Raw genomic sequence first — 17,963 nt, 5'->3', positions numbered from 1 at the left:
GCTCCTAGTCGAGGAAACCCGAGAAGTTGCCATTGAGATCAAAGCGTGCTCCTCGGCCACCAGGAAGCCGAACATCGAGTGTGTCTTGCCACTGACCACCCACACGACCATACCCTAGATGCGCGACCGAGTCAGGATTCGTCAGAATATCGTCGAGCATGTCCTGCCCTGCCGAGTTCCATCCTTGAGGGTTTTCTCGTCCGGCGGGTCTCGGCCAATTTGAACCGGTGCCCGCGCGATCTGCATGCTTCTGCAAGGCGCGCCCAGCAACCGAGTAGTCGCCCTTTTGCAGAGTTGCGCCAGACGCAGAAGCTGCATCAAGGTCGATTAGTCCAGATGGGCCAGTTCCGCAGTTATGTACCAACACCGGCGTGTTGCCGGCGAGCACATAGTACGTGTGGATGTCGTCGATCGTGAGGTTGTGGACCTGTGCCGGTTCCGTCCACTGCCGGGTCGCGCTGATTTGCACGTGGGTACCGGCCGAGGTACGCAACCACTGACCGGCCCGCAGATCGGCGGCATCGACCCACTCGTCGAGGCCGGGTACCCAGAACGGGTGGTTGTCGGTGGCGACCACGCGCTCCGTGGCCTCGCCGCTGTCACCGTCGGGATCGATGGTGACTTCGACCAGGTTCTTGCTGCCCTGACCGATGATGGTCGCCACCACCGGCTTGATCGTCGTCTTGCCGGTCACCGGATCGGTCACCAACACGATGTCGCCGGTCTTGACGTCCTCGATCGGCTTGCGCGACCCGTCGGCCATCACCACCAACGTGCCCGGGACGAAGCTGTTCTTACACTTCATGAAGCTACGGACGCCGTCGACCAGGTCGACGAGCAGGCCCTTGACGCGGCTGGTCAGGTTGGCGAGTTTCTTCCACTTCCATGGGGCGCCGTATCTCACGGCCAGCTTGCCCAGCGCACCGCCGATCGCCGCACCCGCGACGTTTGCTGCTGTGGCCAGGCAGCCGCCCATGTCGCCCTTGAGGAAGCAGTCCAGGGCATCGGTGATGCCCAACTCGTCCATCAGGATCTTCGCCAGGGCCTTGGCGGCGTTGAGCATCTTCGCCTTGGCCGCGGCGATCCGCCGCTGCCTCTCCTTCTCCGCCGCCGCCCGCGCGGCCGCGGCCCGCTCCTCCGCTGATGCCCGCGGGTTGTTGTGGACGTTGATCGTGGGCTCGTCCGGGTCGTACGCGCCCGAGCAACCACCGCAACCGTCGTTGTGGCCCTTGACCTTGTGGTAGGTGCCGTACATGTCCTCGTAGTCGGCGCCCGGCCCGCAGGCGTCGTCGGAACAGGCCTTGAGGCCGTCCGGGTCGGAGAACGAGATCGGGTTGTTGTTGGCGTACGCGTACCCGTTCATCTGCTGCGGGTCGTTGACGTCGATGATCGGGTCGACCGAGATGAACCGGCCGGTGATCGTGTCGTACTCCCGCGCGCCGATGTTCACCAGGCCTGTCGTGGAATCGATGTTCCCGTTGACGAAGCCCTTCTCCGTCGGCCACTGACCTGGCGACGCTCCCCGGTTCTCGCCGTACGGGGTCATCCGCCGGTGCGTGACAGCGCCGCTCTGGTCCACCACTGCCTGGCCGGTGCCGTGGTGGTCGTTCGCGACGTACCGAAGGCCGTCCACCTTGCGGACCAGGCTCGCCCCGCCCGGAAGCGCGTAGTACCGGGTGGCGTCGGTGGACCGGGTCTGGTGGTTCAGCCGGATCTCCATGCCCGGCAGGTAGAGCGTGGTCGAGGCCGGCTCCTTGCGGAGCATCCGGGAGCCGTCGACGTCATAGAGGAAGCTGGTCTTCTTGCCGGCTTCGGTGACCGACTCGAGGTTGCCCTCGGCGTCCCAGACCAGGGTCTGGTCCTCGCCGGTCCTCGTCCGCTTCTTCGTGTTGCCGGCCGCGTCGTACTCGTACGAGTACAGCCGGTCGCCCTGCGGAGTCTTCTCCGTCATCTGGCTCAGCGTGTGCGGCTGCGCCTGGCCGGCGGCCGGATAGGTGTAGCTGCGCTCGATCAGCGGAGTGCCGTTGGTCCCGTACTGGACCTCGGTCTTGCGGTTGCCCGTGACGTCGAAGGTGTAGGCGTGGTGGTAGGGGGCCACGCCGCCCACCCCGGTGACCGAGGGCCCACCGGCGCACGGGTCGGTCGCGGTGCTCGCCGACGTCCAGGCCCGCTCCATGCGACGCAGGTAGTCGTACGTGAAGCACTGCGTGTCCTGCGTCCCGGACGGGTTGCTGGCGATCCGCAGGATGTTGCCGGACTGGTCGTAGGTGTAGCGGGCGTCGATGTCCACGACCGGGGCCGACTCGCGGTCCAGCCGTTGCCGGGTGAGCCGCTTGGAGCCCTGCTCGTACTCGTAGGTCGACCAGACCTTCCGGGTGCCCACCCGAGCCTCGGTCTGCAGTACCTCGCCGGTGCCGGCGTACTCGACGTCGGTCAGGTAGGGGGCGTCACCGGTCGCCGCGGTCAGGCGCTCAAGATCGTCGTAGGTGTAGGCGACCGTCTCGAACGGCAGCCCACCGCCGTCCGACATGCTCAGCGACTGGATGCTGCCGTCCCGGTTGTACTCCGTGCCGAAAGTGTAGAAGCCGGCCAGTTCGGCACCGGCGTGCTCGGGCACGGAGTAGTAGGTGGCGTGCGGCCGGTAGAACTCGTCGTAGATCGAGAAGTACGTGGCGTACTCGTGTCCCTCGATCCAGCGGCTCGTCGAGGAGAGCTCACCGAGCATCTCCAGGTCGTACGTCCAGCTGCTCAGCAGCTCCCCGGTGTCGGCGGCCCCCTTGTAGACGGCGATCTTGCGGCCGATCTCGTCGTACTTCGTGCTGATCGTCTGGTTGAGGGCGTTCGTGGTGCTGGTGAGCCGGTCCAGGTCGTCGTAGCCGGACGTCGACGTGCCGGCGTCCGGGTCAATCGACTTCGTCTTGCGGCCCAACTGGTCGTACTCGTGGGACCAGACGTTGCCGGCCGGGTCCTTGACCGTCTTCAGCTGCCCGGCATGCGTGTAGGTGTACTCGGTCTTGTCGAAGTCGCCCGTAGGACCGCTGCCCTTGTACTGCCGCAGTTCGGTGGTCTTGCCCAGGGCGTTGGTGATCGCGGTCGTCGGGGTGCCGCCGGCCGGTGGGTCGACCGAAACCCGGTCGCCGCCGTAGGTGGTCGTGGTGCGCCACTTCTCGTTGCCCGCGACCGCGAAGATCTCCGCCGTGACCCGGTCCGCGCCGTCGTAGACGTACAGCGTCTGGCCGTTGACGTCACCGTTGACGGCCGGGTAGATCACGTCGGTGGGCGTGCCCGCCACCGTGTACGTCGCGTACGTCTTCGCCAGCTGGCCGGTGCCGGTGTAGAAGGTGTCGGCGACCGTACGGGTGCCGTCCGGGCCCTCCGACTGCACCTGGCGGGGCCGGAGCAGACCGTCGTGCAGCTTGTACTCGACGCTGTAGGAGCCGTCGTTCTGCCGCCGCTCGGTCTTGATGGCGACCGGCTTGTCGGTGCGGACCAGGTAGCTGTAGCGGATGCTCGGCTCCAGCCCGCTGGCGCCCGTCCGGTCCGGCATCCAGACCTTCGCCAGCCGGCCCAGGGCGTCGTACTCCAGGACGCTCTTGAGGCCGTTCTGGTCCACCTGGCCGACCGGCACACCCCACGCCGGGGCGTAGTCGGTGGTGGTGACGAACTGCAGCGGGTTGGTCTCCTTGACCTTGGTGGTCAGGCCGTTGGTGTCCGTGTACACGGTCTTGGTGACCCGGCCCAGCGCGTCGACGGCGGTCAAGGGCCGGCCGTACGCGTCGAACGTGCCCTCCGAGGCGCGGATGTAGGTGGCCGTCGTGCCGTTGTGGCTCTTCAGCCGCTCGGTCCGGGTCGGGTTGCCCAGCGTCGGCGCGACGCCGAACGCCTTGCCGTCGTAGAGCGTCCGGGTGTCGGAGATGACCTGCTTGCTGCGGTCGGGGGTGGCCGAGCACGCCACCGACACCGACTCGACCCGTGACACCAGGCTGTACAGGTGGGCGGTCGCGTTGTCGGCGTACGTGGTCCGGCTGCAGGCCTCGTCGCCGGTGACCGCCACGTCACCCTCGTTCTCGGTCTCGGTCACCCGGCCGAAGCTGGTCTCGAAGGTCGAGGTCTGCTTCGTCTCCCGCCAGCCGCCGGCGGCCAGGGCGACCAGGCTCCGGGCGGTGGTGGTGTTGATGAACCAGGCCTTCTTGCTGCCCCAGCTGTGGGTCTCCGTCGCGGTGTTGTGCCGCCACGGGACGGCGATGCTCTTGCTGACCGCGTCGGCGCCGTCGTAGACGATGCTCTCCAACTGGTGGCCGGAGAACTCGTTGTGGTCGGTGTGGCTCCCGCCGGTGGAGTCGGCGACGCTGACGGTACGCGTGCCGCCGTCCGGATCCTTGTCGCCGTGCATGCCGCGCAGGTAGCGGTACTCCGTCTTGGTCGTCTGGACCTGACCGTCGCCGGCCGTGACGATCACGCGGCCGTAACCGCGCCAGTCGCTCCAGGTCAGGTCCTTCGGGTCGGAGATGCCGTCCGGGTCGGCGTGCCGCCAGGCCGCACCGTCCAGGTACTGGTAGCGGGTCACCATGTCCGGCGCCCCGCCGGTGCGGTCGGTCTCGACGACCTGCTCGACCACGTACTTGTGGAACCAGTCGGTGATCGGGTCGCCGCTGCCGAGCGGGTTCCACTTCACCGGGTAGCAGCGCCTGGTGCTGTTGCCCGGCGTGGGCAGCGTGCTCTTGGTGCAGTCCGGGGTGGCGTAGTTGACGTCGATCTGACCACCGGCGTCGGTCCACACGGTCGCCAGCCGGAAGCGGACCAGCGGGGCGATGTTGTCGCCGTCGCGGTCGATCCGGTTGGGCAGCTGCAGGCCGCCCAGTTCGACCGACGGCATGGCGATGTCGGCGCCCGGCCCGTAGAGACCGGTGTGGGTGATCTTGTGGAGCCAGAGGGTCCGCGAGCCGTCACCGTTGTCGGTGAGCAGGTGGTCGAGCTTCCAGTTGTCCACCGGCGTCCAGCCGGTGCCCTCGCGGATCTCGGTGGTGATGCCGGTCAACCGGGCTCGGGTCCAGAACGTCGGGGTGATCTGGTCGAGCTTGCACTTGGTGTCCTTGGCGCAGTTCCGGTCGAACGGCACGTCCGGCCAGTAGGGCGCGGTGGTGGTGTTCAGATCCTGCGGGTCACAGTCGACGTTGCCGGACGGCAGGCACCGTTCCTTGGTCTCGAAGCGCACCCGGGCGGGGGCGTTGGTCGTGTAGACGGCCTCGTGCCGCTGGCCGTAGTCGACCCGCTTGAGCCAGCCGCCCCGGACGTACGGGACACCGTTGACGTCGGTCTTCTTGCCCCGGGCGTAGTAGTTGGTCTCCTTCTCGTAGAAGTACGAGGTGACGTTGCCGTAGCGGTCCTTGACGTAGTCGAGGCTCCAGCGCCACGCCTGGTCGCAGTAGGCCGACGTGAACGTCGCGTTGTAGCAGGGCTCGCCCGAGTCGTCGCCGTAGATCGGCACGGTCCAGGTCGAGCCGGTCTCCTCCTTGCCGGAGGTCCAGCCGGGGAGCCGGTTGAGGCCGAAGTGGTACTGGGTGCCGTCGGTGGTGGTGACCCGCCAGTACTCGCCGTCGTTGTCACCGTTCACCGCGCCGGTGAGCCGCTCGACCTTCGAGCCGTCGTCGGTCCCGAACCGCCAGGTGTCACCGGTCTTGACCAGTTCCGTCGACTTGCCGTTGAGCAGGATGGTCGCGTTGTCGTACGCCCAGCACTGGTCGGCGTACTGGTCGTGCCCGTCGTCCGAGCAGGGCTTGTACCGGCGCTCGATGTGCCCGGGCTCGTAGTTGAAGCCCTCACCGATCCACGAGCCCTGGTTGTTGGTCGTCGCGGTCCGGCCGTCGACAGACTGCGACGAGTAGGCAAGCGCGATCGGCGGTGCACCGCCGCCCGGCACCGGCGGGCTCCGCAGCGGGTAGCTCCAGGAGAAGCCACCCGTGGAAGGGGCCACCGACCACTTGGACGACGGGGACAGCTTCGTGGCGCCGTAGTCGCCCTGCGAGGAGGAGTCGGTGGCGGTCATGGCGAAGAGCGCACCGGTGCCCGCCTCGGCGGAGAGCGTCTCGGCGGCGCTGTCGTTCGTCGTCGGCAGCGGAACCGGGGCACACTGGGCCTTCTCCGGAGTGGTCAGCGCGCACTCCGGCAGGCGGACCAGCCGCAGCCGGGCGCCGAAGTCGCCACCGAACGCACCGGCGACCCCGCCGTAGCCGAGGTCGAGGCGGACGTTCCCGGCGGCGGCCTGACCGTCGGCCCGGTCGAGCCGGACGATCGGGCCGTCGACCTTGGCCTTCTCCGAGGCCTTCCGGTCGAGCACCTCGATGCGTACCTTGCCGGGAGCGGAGGCCGCCGGACGGGCCGAGTCCGGCGCGGCGGCCGCCGCGGCGGGTGCGGCCGACACCGCGACCGGCAGGCCACCGATCTTGGCGGTGGCCGCCGGGGCCTTCGAAGAGCCGGCGGTGGAGCGGGCCGACGCGGGCGCCGGCACGGTGATGTCCGCGGCGCCGGCGGCGGGCCAGGTGACCTTCGCCGGGGCGGTGGAGGCGGCAGCCACCGCCGGGTTGGCCGCCTTCGGCTTGGCCGGCAGCGGGTCGCGCTTGGGCAGGACCTTGGACGCGTCCGAGGTCGACGGACGGTTCGGCTTCGCCTCGGCCGAGGCGGGTGGGGTCGCGATCTGGATGAAGCCGGCGGCCATGACACCGGCCATCGCCCAGGAAACCGGTCGTACGGTGTGGCGGACGAACCCGCCGGACCGGACCAGGAGTCGGGAGAACATCACCCCTCCAGGGGTTACGGGAGAAGAACGGGAAAGGTCTCGCGTGCCGGTGGGCCCGCCCGGGAGCGGGCGGACCCACCGCCTGTCACGTCAGAGCGAGAGTTGTTCGCGGACCTGGACGTTGAGCTTCTCGATCAGGACCTTGTCGGCGACACCGTCGTAGACCCGGACGTCGTCGACGGCGCCGGACAGGTGCTCCTTGAAGGCGCCGTCGAGCCAGGCGCGCCCCAGTTGCACCCCGCCGGTGGCGACGAACGGCGACACCAGCTGGATCGCCTCGGTGAAGGACCCGTTGACGTACAGGGTCACTTCGCGGGCGTAGCCGTTGTAGACGAGGGTCAGATGGTCACCCTTGCCGACCAGCTTCGGCGCCTCGTCGGTGGCCTTCGTGGTCCACTCCGGTGCCACCGTGTCGGTGCTCGCCATCGCCAGCTCCCACTGCCCGGCGTTGTTGCAGCGCACGACGACCGAGCTGCCGTTGGTGCCCTTCTGCGAGAAGACGGTCATCGGGGTACCGGCACAGTTGCTGGTCAGCTTGACCCGGGCGCTGATCGAGAAACTGCCCGCCATGTCCGCGTTGGTCGATGTGCTGGCATAGCTGTCCGCGTTACCGGTCAGCGCGAGGTGACCACCGCCGAGCAGGGACAGGACCGGGTGCTTGAAGATGGTCGCACCGGTGCCCAGGGTGAGCCCCGCTCCACCGCGCTCCTCGGGGCTGACCTTGCTGGTCTCCGCGTTCAACCGCCAGTACGCCTTACGGCTCGGAGCGGTCTTCTGCAGACCGGTGACCTCGTCGGCGATGATCAGCCGGTCGAAGACCGAGACGTCCGCCATCGCCCCTCCCCAGTTGTCGGCGTAACCGCTCTTGGTGAGCACACGGCCGATCTGGAGCGGACCGCGCGACTTGGTCAGCGACCTGCGCTGGGCGACGCGCGGGGCGTTGTTCCCGACCTGGAGCGACATCTCCTTCTTCGCACCGTCGAAGATGGCGGACACGTACGTCCAACCCGTGGTGGCCGCCGCACCGTCCACCTGCCAGCGGCCCAGTGAGTTGACGTCGTTGACCGGCATCCGGAAGAACCAGGTTCCTCCCTCGACCCCCAGCGCGAACCCGGGCTCACCGGTGCCGTCCTGGCTGACCGCCACCTGCCGGCGGCCGGCATCGTCGATCTTGAACCAGCCGGTCACGGCGAAGCTCGCCGACGTGTCGGTCAGGACCGGCTTGCTGGTCGTGAGGTGGGCGTCGGCCGTCCCGTCGAACCGGGCGGCCGTGTCGGACGTCCCACCCGGACCCTCGACCCCGAACGTGACGCCGCTTCCGGCCGTCGCGTCGTTGTCACCGAGCCCGTCGCCGGCGCCGTCCTCGCCCGCGACCTCGCCGAGCGACCACTGGGCGGTCGGCGGTCGCTTGCCCACCCGGAACGTGCACGAGGCGATGCTGCTCGACCGGCCGGCCCGGTCGACGGCCTGGACGTTGATCGTCCGCGGGCCCTCCTTGTCCGGGTACCAGTTCGGCAGGGTGACCGGGCCGCCGTCGGTGGTGGGCCGAAGCACATTCACGCCCGGCGCCGGGTTGGTGTTGAAGCCGTACCGGTACTCCACCACGTCCGTGGCGGCGGAGTCGAAGACGAAGTTGCCGGGTACACCGATCGAACCCAGCCACTCGTCGCTCTCGATGCAGTTCGACGCGCTCGCCGTCCCGTTGTCGGCCGCGTCCTGCGGCAGGTACACCGCGGAGTCGACGTCGGGCGCGCTGGGGCTGGTCTTGTCGTAGAGGAACTGACAGACGTTGCGCGAGCCCTCACTGCTCCACGGACCCCAGCTGGTGTTGTCGCTGGCCCGTACCTCCCAGGAGATGGGGACGTTCTGCGCGATGTCACTCGGGACCGTGTACGAGAAGACCGATCCGCTGGCCTTCAGCGGAGTGGTGTACGAGCGCGTCTGCAGCGTCCCGCCGGCCGGCGTCCAGGTCACCTTGAACTCGGCCTTGATCTGCTCGGTGTGGGCCGAGGAGTGGTCCGGGTCCCGCAGCACCGCGTTCAGCCGCGGCGGCACGTCCACGTAGGGCGCGCCGGAGCCGTAGACACACTGCCCGCCGGGGGACATGGTGAGTTCGTTGAGGTTGGCGATCACCGGCGCCCGGTTGTAGCGGACCGAGAGGACGCCGTTGTCGCAGAACCGCTTGGTGTGCGTCGAGTCGCTCTCACTGACCGACCGCAGGCCGAGGGTCACGTTGCTCCAGCCCTTGGTCACCGCCTGCTGCACCGCGGCCTTCGCGTTCCACTCCGTGTTCTGGTTGGTGGAGGTACAGGTGGCCTGCGTCTTGGTCGGTGAGCTGGTGGCGAGGTGCGTCGCTCCGGACCAGCCCGAGCCGCCGGGCTGGTTGCTCCAGTTGGTGGAGGAGGTGATCCCGGCCGGCATCAGGTAGAGCGCCGCCGCCCGGGCGGTCGAGTTGTAGACGTGCTGCAGGGTGACCCGGAAGGTGGCCTCCAGGATCGTCTTGCCCGAGTACGGCGTGGCGAGCCGGTAGAACAGGCGCTTGACCTTCGAGTTGTTGCAGGAACTGGGGCAGAGGCCGATCCGTTCGTGCCGCTTGCCGTCGAACTTCCAGTACTCCTCGTTGGGATAGCCGCTGTCCACCATCGCCCAGGCGCTGTTGGTGCTGCTCTGCCATACCGGGTCGATGTACAGCGGGAACGAGGCCTCCGGATCGGTGAGCATGGACCGGTCCGGGGTGAGGGTGAGGGTGTTGTCCGAGTAGTCGAGGCCGACCGGAGCCACCTCCGACGTGTCGCCCGGTCCCTCGGCCGAGGCCGCGCCCGGGTCGGTGGACGAGGTGTCCAGCGACCGCGCCGCGGCCGCATCGCCCCCCTCCTGGCTTCCGCTGTCCCACATGGTCGGCGCGTCCGCCTCCAGGACCGGGTTGTCGGTGACCGGGTCCAGGGCGACCACGCCACCCTCGGCCGTCTCCTCGATGGTCAGACCCACCGCGGCGACCCCGAGCCGGAGGTTCTGGAGCTCCGGCAGATCGGCCGCCTCCGGCGTCTTGACCACCAGTACGTGCGAGAAGCCCTCGACGGTGACGTTCGTGACCAGGTCGACATCCTGGAACACGTTCGGGTAGGTCGCCTTGCTCTCCTCGATCACGGGAGCGGGAAGCGGCCCGTGCGGCCAGGTCAGGGTCATGCTCTTCTGGTCCCGGGTGACCACCATCAGCGGTGCGGTGCCGCCCTGGGAGAGCTGCATGCCGAGCAGCGCGGCCGCCGGGGCGTACGAGCCGTCGGGCTGAACCACAAGGGTCGAGTCCGCGGGTACCCAGGCGTCCCCCTGGGTGACCCGCACCGGCTGCGTGTGGCCGTTGGCGATGAGCGTGCCGTCCGGCTGCGCGAAGACGTCGCGGTACTCCGTGCGGTGCGCCAGCACCTCGACCGGCTGGTTGAGTGCCCTCGCGGCCACCAGCGCCTCGGCCTCGGTGTCCCGGACGAGGTCCTCCGAGGCCGCGGCGGTGCGCGGCGCCGGCTCCGGCGGCTGGACGAACACCGCAGTGGACATCAGGCCGGCGAGGCCGAGCGTGAGGCCGAGCGTGAACACCCGGCCCCGTTTTCTCGTACGACGGGCCACCCTCTGGTCCTCCCCCGCTGGATAACTGCTCATGTCGATGGTCTTCATCAGCTGATCGCCGCCCCGAACGCGCTGTGCCCGGTGGGGAGACCGCCCTGTCCCGGCTGCCAGGTGACGCTCGGAACCGTGTTGCCCGCGCTCAGGTCGGACCAGGTGAACCCGTAGACGGCGTCGGCACCGTAGGGGGTGCCGACATAGAGCCGCTGCGAGGTGGCCGAGAGCGAGGTGCCGACCAGTTCCTGGGCGCCGGCCGTCCCCGGCATGCCGCCCGATTCCCGGTGCAGCGTGGTCGGGGTGCCGATCGGATTGGCCAGCGCCGGGAAGACACGTACCCGTCCGGAGTCGGCCACCGACGTGCCCGCGTCCTCACCCGGCACGCCGATTGCGACGAACATCGTCGCGTTGGTGCCCTCACTGCCCGGCGCGGTGTTCACCACCACGACCTTCTCGCCGAGGTAGTCGCCGTCCTCCGAGGCGTACGTGATCGCGGGCAGTTCGGTGAAGGTGTTCGCGGCCGTGACGTGGAACCGGTGCACCAGCCCGGCGTCCGGCGCCGGGGTGTTGGTGGCCGCGACGACCAGGTCCTCACCCGGCACACCGACAACGACCAGCGAGTCGGCCTGGCCGGCGGGAGCACCGACGGGCCGGTACGGCGCGATCGAGATCGACTTGCCGAAGTTGTCGTTGGCCTCGGCGTCGTTCGAGACGTTGGCGACGTTCTGCTCCAGGCCGGCGGCGAGGGTCGGCAGCCCGTTGCTCAGCGTGTGGCTGAAGACGTTCACCGCTCCGGCGAAGGCCTCGGTGCCGATCGCCTCGCCCGGGGAACCGACCGCCCAGTGGTGGGTGGAGGCGGCCACCGCATAGCCCGTTCGGTCGTCGATCTCGGCCGCGCCCGGGATGCCGCTGCCCTGGGACATCGCCACGTTCACGGTGCCGCGCATGTAATGCACGATCCCGGTGACCGGGTTGGCCAGCCCTTCACCGGGCGCGCCGATGACGAGGTACGGCTCACCGCTGGCCGTCCGGCTGCCGGCCACGGCGTAGCCGAACCAGTCGTACGCCTCGGCCGCGTCGGGGACGTTGGCGCTGTCCTGGTGGTACGAGACGGCGGGCGGGCCCTGCGCGAGGCCGGCGGGTGATCCGAGCAGTACGTACACGACACCGGCCTGGGCCTGGCCGCTGACGGCCTGGTTCGGCACGCCGACCGCCAGGTCGGTGCACCCGTCGTTGTTGGCGTCGTACGCGGCGATCGACGTGCCGAAGCGGTCACCCGCCTCGGCTGCACCGGGCATGTTGGCCCCACCCTCGTGCAGGGTGTGCACCGTCGTGCTGCCGCCGTACGTGACGTTGATGCGGCCGGCACGGATCTGGCCGTTGACAGTGGCCTCCGGGTCGGCGATCGCGATGTCGGCGACGCCGTCGCCGTTGAAGTCGCTGTCCGTTCCGCCGGTGCAACCGGTGACCGGAGTGGCCGTGGTGTACACCTGCATCTCACAGAACGACGACCAGATGTCGCTGCCGCTGACCCCGTCCGCGGCCTTCACCCGCCAGCGGTAGATGCCGCCGTCGACGAAGGCCCCGGCCGGCACGGTCGCGGCGGCGGTGGCCCCGGAGGCGACGCCGCTGAGGCTCGCCGCACCGATCGGCCCGTCGGCGTTCATCGCCCACCACTCGAAGGTGACAGTCATCGCGGTGCCGTCACCATCGGTGACTGTTGCTTTGAGCTGCGGCGTGAGGGTGTTGACGAGCGGACGACCCGACCCGGTCGCGCACGTGGTGGCAGGGACGGTCGACCGGGCCGTCACGGTCGGCCACGAGTTGTAGGTGACGCTGGCCTTGGGCACCTCGGCACTGGCGGTCGCGTTGCGGGAGCGGAACTGCTTGAAGGACTTCGAATCGGTTTCGTCGGTGGCCCGTAGGCCCATGTCGGCGCGGGTGTCACCGGCGTTCGCCGCGCGCTGGAAGAACTTGGTACCGCTGATCCCGACCCAGGCGTCGTTGCAACTGGCGTCGTAGCCGGCAGTCGCCAGGGTGGTCGCCTCCTGGTTGTTCCATGCCGGCTGGGTATCCCAGATCATGTCGTCGGCCACGGCCCCCACGGTCCAGAGCTCCCACGACCGGCCCTCGCACAGGGGCGACCACCAGTTCCAGAACGAGACGGTGGCAGAGGTGATCTGCTTGCCGACGAGGGCCGCGGTGTCCCAGCGCAGCAAGGACCGGGTGACGGGCCCGGTCGGACCGAGCCGACCGAGCCGGAGGTCGTCGGTGCCGCCCCGGTTGACCGTGTCGCCGGCCTGGATGAACGTGTCGAAGGTGGTGTACAGCGGGTTGATCGTCGGGTCGATGACGATCGGATACTCCCGCTCGGAGTCGGTCAGCCAGCGCATGTCCGGGGTCAGCGTCAGGTCGAGCCGGCCGGTTCCACGGGCCCCGGCGGCAGGGGCGATCGTGGATGCAACCGCCGTCTCGGCGGCGGGATTGCCGAGCGCGTCGACCCGCGCGTCCCACATTCGCAGTGCGGGAGTGCGCGCAACCACCCGGCCGGCGGTGTCCTGGATGGCGGTGTTGCCGCCGGCGTCGCGGACCGCCCGGGCGGCGTTCGGCCCGGTGATCGGCAGCGTGAGTCGGGCGACCTGCTTCACGGCGCTGCGGTCCTTGACGACGAAGAACGCCTCCATCCCGGCGCGGGTCGCTTCGACGATCAGGTCCACCCCGGGCAGCGTGTCGACATAGGTGGCCCGTCCGCCGTCCAGCTTCGGCTCGGGCAGCCGACCGGCCCAGCCGACCGCGAGCCGGTCGGCCCCGTGGCCGAGGACTGCCAGCTCCTGCGTCCCGCTCGGTTGCGCGCCGGAGACGACCAGATCGAACGGGTGGGCGACGGCGGCAATCCGCCCGTCCGCGCCCTTGCGCAGGGTCAGATCGACCGGAACCCACTGGTCACCGCGCCGGATCCGGCTCGCGCCGACCGAAAGCTCGGCCCGGAACTGACCGTCCGGTAGGGCGAAGACCTCGGTGGTCTCCGACGTGAGGCTCTTGACCTGCACCGGCTTGCCGGACTCGCGGGCGGCCCGAAGGGACACCGCCTCATCGGTCCGGCTCTCCACGCCACCTGTCACGCCGTCCGGTCCAGCGGCGAGAAACTCCGCCGGTTCTCCCGGTACGCCCGCCAACGCGGCCGCCGTCAGTACGGCGACGCCCGCAGCCAGGCACGAACGGACAGTGGCCGTCACTCGACGTGCCACAAACCCTCCCCCGTGTGCTTTGCAGTTGTGCGAGCGGGACTCTAAGGGCGTCCTGCCTCAGCGCACAAGGTCGGACACGTTCTGTCAGGACGGATCACGGCGAACTGGACATCCCATCGATCGATCAACACGCTCGGTAGTCGATTGCGTCCTCCACATTGGAGCGTTCGGCGACTGCCGCACCCACGAGTGGTGGCGTCAGGCGGTCGGATCGATCTTCAAAACCGCAGATCAGTAGATGGTTGCCGCAGTCAACTGACGCCGCGCGGGCACTTCACCATTGCGAACTAATTTCACGCATCGCCATCTTCGAATATGACACGGCGTAGTTGCCATTGATCGAACAATCAGCCGATGCGGCACTCGCCCATCGGGAGACAGTGCCGGACCAATCAGACTCATGGACGCACCGAAATGGCGGCGGGCGGCATCACGCCAGCCGCTCGGGCAGGTCATCGGTCCAGCACGGAGCACCGAACAGCGACAACGGAAAACCGATTCGTGTCGTCAGAACACCGAGCGATATTCGCCTCATTCGGGCGTCGGGATCGCCCTCGTCCGCGGAGTGACGCGTCGGTGATCATCATGCGCGACGCGAGCGAGGCAATCGGCGAAGACGATTACCAGTCGAAAGCACTGCGGCACCGATTTCGTCAGGGTTGGCCGACCTTCTGACATCCGGGCTGCGGGCGGGTTCAGCGCTCAAGGTCCTCCGTGGGTGACCCCGGCCGGCGTTCGACGGGCGCGCTGCTCAGCACGCCGTCGGGGCGGACCTCCTGACGCAGACGCGCCAGGTTCACGAACCGGTCGCCGTCGACAGGGGCGGCGTCGAGCAGGCGCAGGACCACAGTGCAGTACTTGGCCATCGTGTTGCGGCCCGGCATGAAGATGGACAGCTCGTCGTGGGCGTCGGGCGTCTGCACGATCAGGCCGGCGGGCAGGGACGGCAGTGTCTCCGGGGTGCCATCCACAGCGACCTTGACCGTCCAGAACGGCCCGGTGCCGTCGAGTACGCGCCGGTCCTGCTCCGGCGTCTCCAGTGCCAGCGTCCGCCACGGCTCACCCCGGCAGGTGACGCCGGCCTGCCGCACGGTGGTGACCAGGTCGGCCGCCGCCGCCGTGATGATCTCCTCGGCCCGGTCCCACTCCTGCGCGTCCCGGCCCAGCGGTGTGCCGGGCACGAGCCGCGCCACCGCAGTCGTGGCCGGCACGTGCCGCAACCGCGGTTCGGGCTGCGCCTCGAAGGCGGCGCGGGCCGCAGCGATGGCGTCGGCCTGAGCTTGCCGTTGCCGGCTGACCTCGTCGCTGTGCCGGTCGAGCAGGGCGACCGCCTGGTCCGGTTCGTCGAGGGCGCGCCGGACCAGCTTGACGCTCATCCCGGTGTCCCGCAGCAAGGTGATCAGCATGGCCCGTTCCACCTGGTCGAAGGCGTACGAGCGGTGGCCGGTCCGGTCGTCGATCCCGGCGGGCACGAGCAGCCCCTCGGCGTGGTAGAAGCGCAGCGCCTGCGGGGACAGGTGGCACATCTGGCTGAACTCGCTGATCGACAACATGACCCCCAGACTGCCCCTTGCAGTAACCGGAAGGGCAAATGACGCCGGCTAGCGCCTGTCGTCGTCGCACCCGTCCTGAGGCAGTCCGGAGGCAGCCGCGATCGCCTCCACGGCCTGGTCCAGACCGGCGCTCTCCGGGAGGACGAGTTCGCCGGGCCAGCCCAGGACGTCGTGCGCGGCGTACCAGCCGCTCATCTGCGCGGCGGTGAAGTCAGCGGCCTGCGGGCGGGTCAGATGCCGGCGCAGCGTCTCGGCCAGCGACACGTCGAGGTAGCAGAACAGCGACCGCCCCCGGTGACCGTCCCGCAGCGAGGTCAGCACGTCGCGGTAGCGGCCGGTGTACAGGATGCCTTCCAGGACCACGTGGTAGCCGTGGTCGAGGGCGAACCGGACGGTCTGCTCGATCAGGGCGGGCGCCACGCCGCCGGGGTTGTCCCGTTCGCGCAGGACGATGCGACGCAGGTAGTCCTGTTCGACGAGGGCGCAGCCCCGGCCGTGCCGGCGTCGCAGCTCCCGGGCGATGCTGCTCTTGCCCGAGCCGGAGTTGCCCCGGATGCAGACGAGGATCGTGTCCGAGCTGCCGGCGGGTACGGCGCGCACTGTCCCTCCCTGGCGCGAGGAGCGATGCCGAAGGCGGGTGGACGCCCGCCGGTGCCGCTCCTGGCAGCCCGGCGGGCGACCGCACTAGCCCTGGGTCTTCACCAGGAACGCGTAACCGATCACCTTCGTGCCGTCCCAGTTGTACATGGGACGGCACGCCTGCGGCTTCGTCCACGACGACTGGTACTTGGGCCGGGCCTCGTTGCAGGCCTTCAACGTCGAGTAGGTCGGGCTCGAGTAGTCCGCGTACGCGGGCGCACCCAGACCGAGCACCAAGGCGCCCACGACCGAGGTGGCGGCGACGAGGCTGCGGATCCGCGGCCGTCCGAAGGCTTTCATGTCTTCTCCCGTCCTGATCGTCGTCACCCGACCATCCATCGTGGCCGTTACGATCATGATCAGATTAGGGCGACCGCACAAGCGGCGCCGACGGGCGGACCGCGCCTCGGTGGAACGTCATGGGTGCCCTGCGGCCGGTGTGACGCACGTGGCGTTCCACCCACGGGCGGCCACCCCGGCGCGCACCGGGGCACCGTACGCGAAAAAGGCCCCGGCCGGCGTTAACGCCTGGTCAGGGCCTTGCTCGTTGGTGCGCCGCCAGGGACTCGAACCCCGAACCCGCGGATTAAGAGTCCGCTGCTCTGCCAGTTGAGCTAGCGGCGCTCGCTGACAACGGGAAGAAGATTAGCACGCCCGCCGAGGCGGGTTCCAATCCGATACCGGGGTCCACCCTTCGGACGAGCTTAACCGGCGAAAGCGGCCAAAACGGTCACCTGATCCGGCGCGGGGGCGGGCGCGGGAGCGTCGATACGGCACGATGTCCGCCAGGCACGCGAGGACAGGGGTGGGCATGGGCAGGTTCGCGCGGGCCGGGGCGACGGTGGGCGCCCTGGTCCTGACGGCGTCGCTGGCACTGACCGGGTGCGGCAGCGGCGGCGACGAGGGGAAGAAGCCGGAGTTCGTGCCCGGCCAGCAGCAGGTCGGCGGCGTCTCGTCCTCCGCGCCCGACCCGAGCGTCGCACCCAGCGACAGCGCCGCCGCGCCGCCGCTGACGGTGAGCCCGGCCGACGGCGCGAGCGGCCGCCCGGTCAGCACCGAGATCAGCGCCCGCATCCCCGGCGGCGGCACCGTGTCGAAGGTGGCGCTCGCCACCGCCGACGGCGCCAGCGTCGCCGGGCGGATGCGGCGCGACGGCTCCAGCTGGGTGCCGTCGGCCGCGCTGAAGTACGGCACCAAGTACACCGCCACGGTCACCGGCGCCGGCAAGGACGGCCAGACCTACCAGGGCACCAGCACGTTCACCACGATGGCCAAGCCCAAGTCGATGATCGGCTCCGGCCTCTACATGTTCAGCGGCAAGACGTACGGGGTGGCCATGCCCGTGGTCGCCGAGTTCTCCCCGGGCATCCCGAAGAAGGACCGGGCGGCGGTGCAGAAGCGGATGTTCGTGCAGACCGACCCGCCGCAGCCCGGCGCCTGGCACTGGGTCGACAACGGCACCCAGGCGTACTACCGGGCCCCGGAGTACTGGAAGACCGGCACCACGATCACGGTCCGGCTGGCGCTGGCCGGGATCCCGCTGAGCAACGGCCGCTACGGCAACATCGACCGCAGCGCCACCGCCGAGATCGGCCGCGCGTTCGAGATGACCGTGGACAACGCGACCAAGCAGATGACGGTCTCCGAGAACGGCACTGTCATCCGTACGCTGCCGGTCAGTCTGGGCAAGAAGAGCACCCCCTCCTCCAGCGGCACGATGGTGGTGATGGAGAAGAAGGAGTCCACCGTCTTCGACACCCGCAGCGAGCCCGACCCGGCCAACCGCTACGTCACCGAGATCGACTTCGCCCAGCGGATCACCTGGGGTGGCGAGTACATCCACGCCGCTCCGTGGTCCGAGGGCGTGCAGGGGCGCCGCAACGTCTCGCACGGCTGCGTCAACGTGTCGATGGCCAACGGCCGGTGGCTGTTCGGCAAGACGATGGTGGGCGACCCGATCACGGTGAAGGGCACCGAACGCCGCCTGGCCCCTGGTAACGGCTGGACGGCGTGGAGCATGAGCTGGTCGCAGTTCGTCGCCGGCAGCGCGCTGCCGGTTCCGCAGGGCGGGCAGCCGGCGCCGTTCTGACCGGCGTAACGTGGTCGGACATG

General features: G+C 69.3%; 7 protein-coding genes and 1 tRNA gene. 1 reads left to right on the top strand and 7 read right to left on the bottom strand.

Annotation, left to right across the window (positions count from 1 at the left end; all coding sequences use genetic code 11):
- Positions 1-4: 4 nt before the first annotated feature.
- The 7 genes from ML5_RS07400 to ML5_RS07370 form a co-directional block, all read right to left on the bottom strand.
- A complete protein-coding gene (locus ML5_RS07400) occupies positions 5-6,796 on the bottom strand; it encodes a polymorphic toxin-type HINT domain-containing protein (protein WP_013474273.1) in 6,792 nt (2,263 codons plus the stop codon).
- A 90-nt stretch (positions 6,797-6,886) separates the two neighbouring features.
- Positions 6,887-10,348 (bottom strand): LamG domain-containing protein, encoded by a 3,462-nt coding sequence (locus tag ML5_RS07395; RefSeq protein WP_184977852.1) that lies wholly within the window; start codon positions 10,346-10,348, stop codon positions 6,887-6,889.
- 116 nt (positions 10,349-10,464) lie between these two features.
- Positions 10,465-13,659, bottom strand: a complete 3,195-nt coding sequence (locus ML5_RS07390; protein ID WP_013474271.1) for a DNRLRE domain-containing protein — start codon at positions 13,657-13,659, stop codon at positions 10,465-10,467.
- Positions 13,660-14,354: 695 nt separating this feature from the next.
- Positions 14,355-15,212, bottom strand: coding sequence for a MerR family transcriptional regulator (locus tag ML5_RS07385; RefSeq protein WP_013474270.1), 858 nt, complete (start codon positions 15,210-15,212; stop codon positions 14,355-14,357).
- Positions 15,213-15,260: 48 nt separating this feature from the next.
- On the bottom strand, positions 15,261-15,812 hold the full coding sequence (locus tag ML5_RS07380) for a kinase (protein WP_013474269.1): 552 nt from the start codon (positions 15,810-15,812) through the stop codon (positions 15,261-15,263).
- An 84-nt stretch (positions 15,813-15,896) separates the two neighbouring features.
- Positions 15,897-16,151: a hypothetical protein gene (locus ML5_RS07375; RefSeq protein WP_013284403.1), complete on the bottom strand. Its 255-nt coding sequence runs from the start codon at positions 16,149-16,151 to the stop codon at positions 15,897-15,899.
- Between the two features lie 248 nt (positions 16,152-16,399).
- Positions 16,400-16,475: transfer RNA gene (locus tag ML5_RS07370), tRNA-Lys, on the bottom strand.
- Positions 16,476-16,662: 187 nt separating this feature from the next.
- Between ML5_RS07370 and ML5_RS07365 the strand changes: the two genes are divergently transcribed.
- The gene (locus ML5_RS07365) at positions 16,663-17,940 is read left to right on the top strand and encodes an Ig-like domain-containing protein (RefSeq protein ID WP_013474268.1); all 1,278 of its coding nucleotides are present in this window, start codon (positions 16,663-16,665) and stop codon (positions 17,938-17,940) included.
- Positions 17,941-17,963: the final 23 nt, after the last annotated feature.

This window comes from Micromonospora sp. L5, assembly GCF_000177655.2.
GTDB classification, from domain to species: Bacteria; Actinomycetota; Actinomycetes; order Mycobacteriales; family Micromonosporaceae; genus Micromonospora; species Micromonospora aurantiaca.
This window is presented reverse-complemented; position numbering and strand designations above follow the sequence as displayed.

What these genes read in the sequence shown, in the direction of transcription:
- ML5_RS07385 (WP_013474270.1), bottom strand. Translation starts at nt 15,212, where the DNA reads ATGTTGTCGATCAGCGAGTTCAGCCAGATGTGCCACCTGTCCCCGCAG.
- ML5_RS07400 (WP_013474273.1), bottom strand. Translation starts at nt 6,796, where the DNA reads ATGTTCTCCCGACTCCTGGTCCGGTCCGGCGGGTTCGTCCGCCACACC.
- ML5_RS07375 (WP_013284403.1), bottom strand. Translation starts at nt 16,151, where the DNA reads ATGAAAGCCTTCGGACGGCCGCGGATCCGCAGCCTCGTCGCCGCCACC.
- ML5_RS07395 (WP_184977852.1), bottom strand. Translation starts at nt 10,348, where the DNA reads ATGTCCACTGCGGTGTTCGTCCAGCCGCCGGAGCCGGCGCCGCGCACC.
- ML5_RS07365 (WP_013474268.1), top strand. Translation starts at nt 16,663, where the DNA reads ATGGGCAGGTTCGCGCGGGCCGGGGCGACGGTGGGCGCCCTGGTCCTG.